At 41.4% G+C, this 4,956-nt stretch carries 4 protein-coding genes; 1 reads left to right on the top strand and 3 read right to left on the bottom strand.

The window, feature by feature from the left end; all coding sequences use genetic code 11:
- Together AABI99_RS17480 and AABI99_RS17485 are read right to left on the bottom strand one after the other, a co-directional pair.
- Nucleotides 1–413, bottom strand: a 413-nt coding sequence (locus tag AABI99_RS17480) for a DUF917 family protein (protein ID WP_338367399.1), incomplete at its 3' end; no start/stop codon positions are given.
- Nucleotides 414–486: 73 nt separating this feature from the next.
- Complete coding sequence (locus tag AABI99_RS17485) at nucleotides 487–2,631, bottom strand: TonB-dependent receptor (RefSeq protein ID WP_338367400.1); 2,145 nt, start codon at nucleotides 2,629–2,631, stop codon at nucleotides 487–489.
- Between the two features lie 196 nt (nucleotides 2,632–2,827).
- Between AABI99_RS17485 and AABI99_RS17490 the strand changes: the two genes are divergently transcribed.
- Nucleotides 2,828–3,346 carry an Lrp/AsnC family transcriptional regulator gene (locus tag AABI99_RS17490; protein WP_338367401.1) on the top strand — a complete coding sequence of 173 codons (519 nt, stop codon included), beginning with the start codon at nucleotides 2,828–2,830 and terminating at the stop codon, nucleotides 3,344–3,346.
- Nucleotides 3,347–3,376: 30 nt separating this feature from the next.
- On the opposite strand, the gene AABI99_RS17495 is transcribed toward AABI99_RS17490, so the two are convergent.
- Nucleotides 3,377–4,651 carry a cytosine permease gene (locus AABI99_RS17495; protein ID WP_338367402.1) on the bottom strand — a complete coding sequence of 425 codons (1,275 nt, stop codon included), beginning with the start codon at nucleotides 4,649–4,651 and terminating at the stop codon, nucleotides 3,377–3,379.
- Nucleotides 4,652–4,956 lie beyond the last annotated feature (305 nt).

A 4,956-nucleotide genomic window follows, 5' to 3' on the forward strand; every position in this document is an offset into this window, starting at 1 on the left:
GCGGGGTCGGCATCAATAATATAGCCATCAAACATTGCTGCTAAGTAAAACGATACCGCCGTGTTTGAGCCACCAAGTTCACAACAAATAGTGCCATAAATAGCATCATTACCTGTGTACTGTAGTGCGCGCTCATAAGCGGCCAAAATAGCATGTTTATTGGTACGGGGCAGGTTTGCATAAGCGCGCTCTTCTTGTTCACTTAAAGGTGATATTGCCCCTAAAATATAAGGTGTACATACCAGCTCCCCTGGCGGTACTTCATCAGCACTAATTAGCTTAAAGGTTTTACCCTGTGCGAGTGCTTCATCAATATAGGCAATACCTTCACTTAACTCACCGCCGCCGCCAGTGCCTAAAATGGCGCAGCCGTATAAAATATCAATAAGTTGTTCACGATTAAGAATTTGCATGTGTGTATCGCTATGGGTTATCTAAAAAAGCAGCAGGCAATAAAAGGCATGCCTGCCGTGTAAGGGAAATACATTAAAATTCGTAGCTGAGCTCGATACCGTAACTACGCGGTTTATTTGGTTGGCGCACTAGGTCTGTTACCCCATCAGCTAGTAGAAAAATATCTTCAATGGCACGCTCATCGGTAAGGTTGTCTACGTAAACTTGAATGCTCCACTGGTCTGATTTAAGGCCAACGCCTGCATTTAGGTAGGTATAACGCGATGACTCAACATCAGGGATATCAATACTGAATGTTTTAGGGCCTTCAATTAATAGCTCGGCGCGCGAGAACAGTGACCACTCAGCGTTGAGTGCCAAGTTATGATTTGCCGACAGCCCATAATTATACTCAGGCACCCAAAACTGAGGACGCCCTGCAAGTTCGGGGCGCAGTGCAAAGCGCTTAATTTCTGAATCAACAATACCTGCACTAAAGCTAATATTTAAATTGCTGGTGGCAGCAAAGGCGGCTTCAAGCTCTAAGCCTTTGGTTTGTACTTGGTCAATAGAGAGGTTTTCAAGGGTGAAGGTATCTATATTAAATTGGGTAAATTGCGCATCGTCTTGCTCAATAATAAACGCGGCGCCATTGAGGGTCACTTTGTTATCAAACAAAGTGGTTTTAAAGCCCATTTCGTAGCTGTCAGAAACCTCTTTATCAAAGGTGCGGCTAATACCGTCGGCAGGTTCGTTAAAGCCACCGCTTCTAAAACCACGCGAATAGCCGGTGTAAAGCAGTAGGTCTTCAGTCATTTGGTACGCAAGCGTTACTTTTGGCTGTAATTGGCTAAACGATTTTTTAGCGTAAGTGGCCTCTTTGTCAGTTGGGTTGAACGACTCGCGAGTATCGTGATCGTAGCGCATCGCACCGGTTAGCTCTAACTGCTCGCTTATATCGTAGTTAAATTGCCCAGCAAGTGCCCATGCATCGCTGCTGTTGTTATCGATAATTGAGAGGTAGGGTTCGTCGTTGGCAAAATCTGCACGCGTTAAAATTTCGGCATCGGTAAAATCATCGTAAAATAATACTGCGGTATCGCGGTCACGCTGCTGATAAAACGCCGACACTGACCACCTAAAAGCCTGGTCCGACTGGGATACAAACCGCGACTCTAGCGTTAACGATTCAATATCGTATAGTCCTTCTGTGCCAAACGGGGCTCTAAAAAAGCCATCTTCGTCAATAAAGGTGGCATCTGCCGAGTAGTCGCCATCGTAAAAGTGTTCGTTTTGCGAGTTACTATACGCAGTTATAAACTCAAATTTACCTAAATTATAATGTTGGGTTAGCTTGGCGCTTAGCTCATACACATCACGCTCATCTTGGTTAATAATATTTTGTGAGGTATTAATTGAAAAGTCTTCAAAGGTGTCATCACTCACCCCTTGGTAGTAAGCAAACCCAGCTTCGCTTGAGGTGTACTTACCTTTAAGATTTATTGAAGTGTCTTCGCTTAGTTCAAACTCTAACTGAGAAAAAGCCGACTGTTCTTTTAATGGGTCGGCGTAATCGCCTGTGTAGGTATTTTTAATTAGCCCGTCGGTATCTTTAATGTAACCACCGGCTCTAAAATAAGCGGTGTTTTCATCGTTAAGCGAACCCGATACAACCGCATTCAAATTATACGTGTTGCCATTACCTATAGAGCCTTTAATCTTACCTTCAAAGTCTTCAATGGGTTTTTTAGTTGTCACAATAACTGCACCACCAATGGCGCCGCGGCCATACAGTGCGCCTTGTGCACCACGCATAACTTCAATACGTTCAATATCAACGAGGTCTTGATTTATAAACTCTAAATCGGGGGCGGTAACACCATCGACTACAAACGCTAATGGCGGATCACCTACCTGCGGTGTAATTAAGCCACGAATCGTAATACGGGCAAGGCCAGGTCTAAAATTATCGAGTTGCGATAAGTTAGGAGTTAAATTAGCAACATCACGAAAGTTAGTAATACGTGATTTTTCGATTGTCTCGGCGCTAAATGCGGTAACCGAGTCGGGCACGTTTTGAATTGACTCAACACGTCCGCGCGATATCACCGAAATTTTTTCTATAGTGTCAGTTACTGTTTGTTGTTGTTCTTGCGCATGCACATAGTTTATGCACGACAGAGTAATTGCCGATGCTAATAGTGTTTTACGAAAGCGTATTTTGTTGTATCTGCTCATGTTCTATGTCCTAATGTGACTATCAAGGTGATGTTACTTAGTGATAAACATTGTCGCTTTTTCAGACAAAATAATATTTTGTAAACCCTTAATGCGGCATACACAAATTGCTGAAAAAAACGCTTAAGCGCGTAATTTTATGTATTTGTTGACCTCAAATTTACAAAATTAATGATTTTTAAATGTGAAACCGGTTATGAAAAAAACGATAAAAATAGACAGGTATAATCAAAAAATACTGGCAATTCTGCACCTTACTGCAGACCTAACAAACGTTGAATTGGCCGAGCAAGTTAACTTATCGCCCAGTGCGTGTTTTCAGCGAGTAAAAGCACTAAAAGAAGCGGGGTACTTTAGAACCTTTCATGCGGATATAAATTTAGAGCAAATATGTGAGCACGTGTTTGCTTATATGGAGTTTACGCTAGAGGATAACAACTTAGCCGCACGGCGAAAGTTTTTAGCCGACATACACGACATTCCCGAAATAATGGATTGCATGCAATTAAGTGGCGATATTGATTATATTTCTTTTTGTTGTTTTGCTGATATTCAAGCGCTTAATGCAATGTGCGACAGGCTAACCGGCAGCTCACAGTATGCAATTAAAAAGCTGACTACACGTATAGTACTTGAACGCGCTAAGTTCTTTTTAGGCTACCCGCTTGAAAAGCTTAAATGGCGTGATGAAATGAAAGTAGACGAGGACGATTAAGGCGCATCACGCGCCTTTTATTGTTTAAAATTATTGTTGTATAACGGCTTTTGACGCAAGGGCTTTTGCAAACAGAGTATAAATAACGGCCGTTAATATAATGGCATCAATCACGGTAATGCCACTTATTGTTACGTTAAATAAAACGCCATTACACACCGCATATGCTGCGCCTACAAACCACGCGCTAAATGCGGGAAGTGAAAAGTTAGCGTTATTTTTTAAAGTTGCTGCGTTGTAAGCTTGGGGTTTTATAAACAGTGCATCAACGATTATTACGCCTGCAACAGGTACAAAAATATCAGATAAAAACGCTAAAAAACTTATAAACATATCTAAAATATTTATAAAGGCTGCGCCAATACCGACTAAACCTAATAACACAACAACCCATTTTTTATGCCAATGTGGGAAGGTGGCCTCTACACTTAGTGCGGTGCTGTATAGGTTTAACGAATTTAAAATCCAGCTGCCTGCTATCACAATAAAAAACGCCGAAAACCCTAAATTGAGCGCAAGCATTAAGCTTAATATTTCGGTTTCTTGCATGGCGGCTGCGGCAAACACAGCCACAAAAATAACCACTAATTCAATTACCATATAGGCAAAAAATGAGGTGTAAACGCCGCCACGTTTTTGCTTAGAAAAGCGGGTTATGTCGGGCAGTATAATAGCGCCAATAATTACGCCGCCAACAATAGCCGCAACCCCATCTTCAAGTGACAGGCTTGATGGCTTTTCTAAATTAATAAAGTTGACCATTGGCATGGTATCGAGTGCGCCAAAGAGCATCATGGCGGTAACTATAGCTAAAATAGGGATCATTATTGAGGCCAACACATTAATGGCTTTAAACCCATATAAAGTGGTTATGAGCATGGCGCAACCTGCAACTATATCGATGGGCCATTCGGGCATAATAATATTAAACTCTGCGCTGAGTAAACGCACTACCGCATTTGAAAACAAATCAATATTTACGCCAAACCAGCCAATTAACGACAAAGCAAAGGCAATATTAACAATGCCCGCGCCAGCATTTCCAAACGCTATTTTTACTAATAAATAAGAGCTTAAGCGGCTTTTTACACCTATGGTCCCCATAGCACCACCAATAAGGGTTAATAGTAGTGAGCCAATAATTAGTGCCCATAATGTGTTACCCACGCTTGAACTTTGATGTATTTCTAGACCGGTAATAAAAGTGGGAAGTGAAAAACTGAGCATAGCGGCTATGGCTGCAATGCGCGGCCAAGCGACAAGCTCGCATGCGTTAATAGTGTGGGGGTTGTTCCCGTTTGGCATTACCTGTATCTCTTTTTTATTCTCTTTAATATTACTATACGCCGCTAGCGTGCAAAATTTTTTATTATTAAGTGTTTATTCAAAATATGAGGTCTAAAAAGTAGGGGGCGCGCAAAATTATATTTTGTGGTGATTATTATGTATTTGAAAAGCGCTATAAACTAAGCAAAAAAACCGCCAAAAGGCGGTTTAAAGGTCTACACAACAAAATATCACTATTTTAATAACGACAACACATCAAAACAGGCACCCATAGTATGGTAATCCGTTTTACCAATTGGGCTTTTTTCGGTATCCATTTTTTT

The sequence above is a fragment of the uncultured Pseudoalteromonas sp. genome, from assembly GCF_963922945.1.
Taxonomy (GTDB): Bacteria; Pseudomonadota; Gammaproteobacteria; order Enterobacterales; family Alteromonadaceae; genus Pseudoalteromonas.

Coding starts and splice junctions, on each gene's coding strand:
- AABI99_RS17485 (WP_338367400.1), bottom strand. CDS start 2,631: ATGAGCAGATACAACAAAATACGCTTTCGTAAAACACTATTAGCATCG.
- AABI99_RS17495 (WP_338367402.1), bottom strand. CDS start 4,651: ATGCCAAACGGGAACAACCCCCACACTATTAACGCATGCGAGCTTGTC.
- AABI99_RS17490 (WP_338367401.1), top strand. CDS start 2,828: ATGAAAAAAACGATAAAAATAGACAGGTATAATCAAAAAATACTGGCA.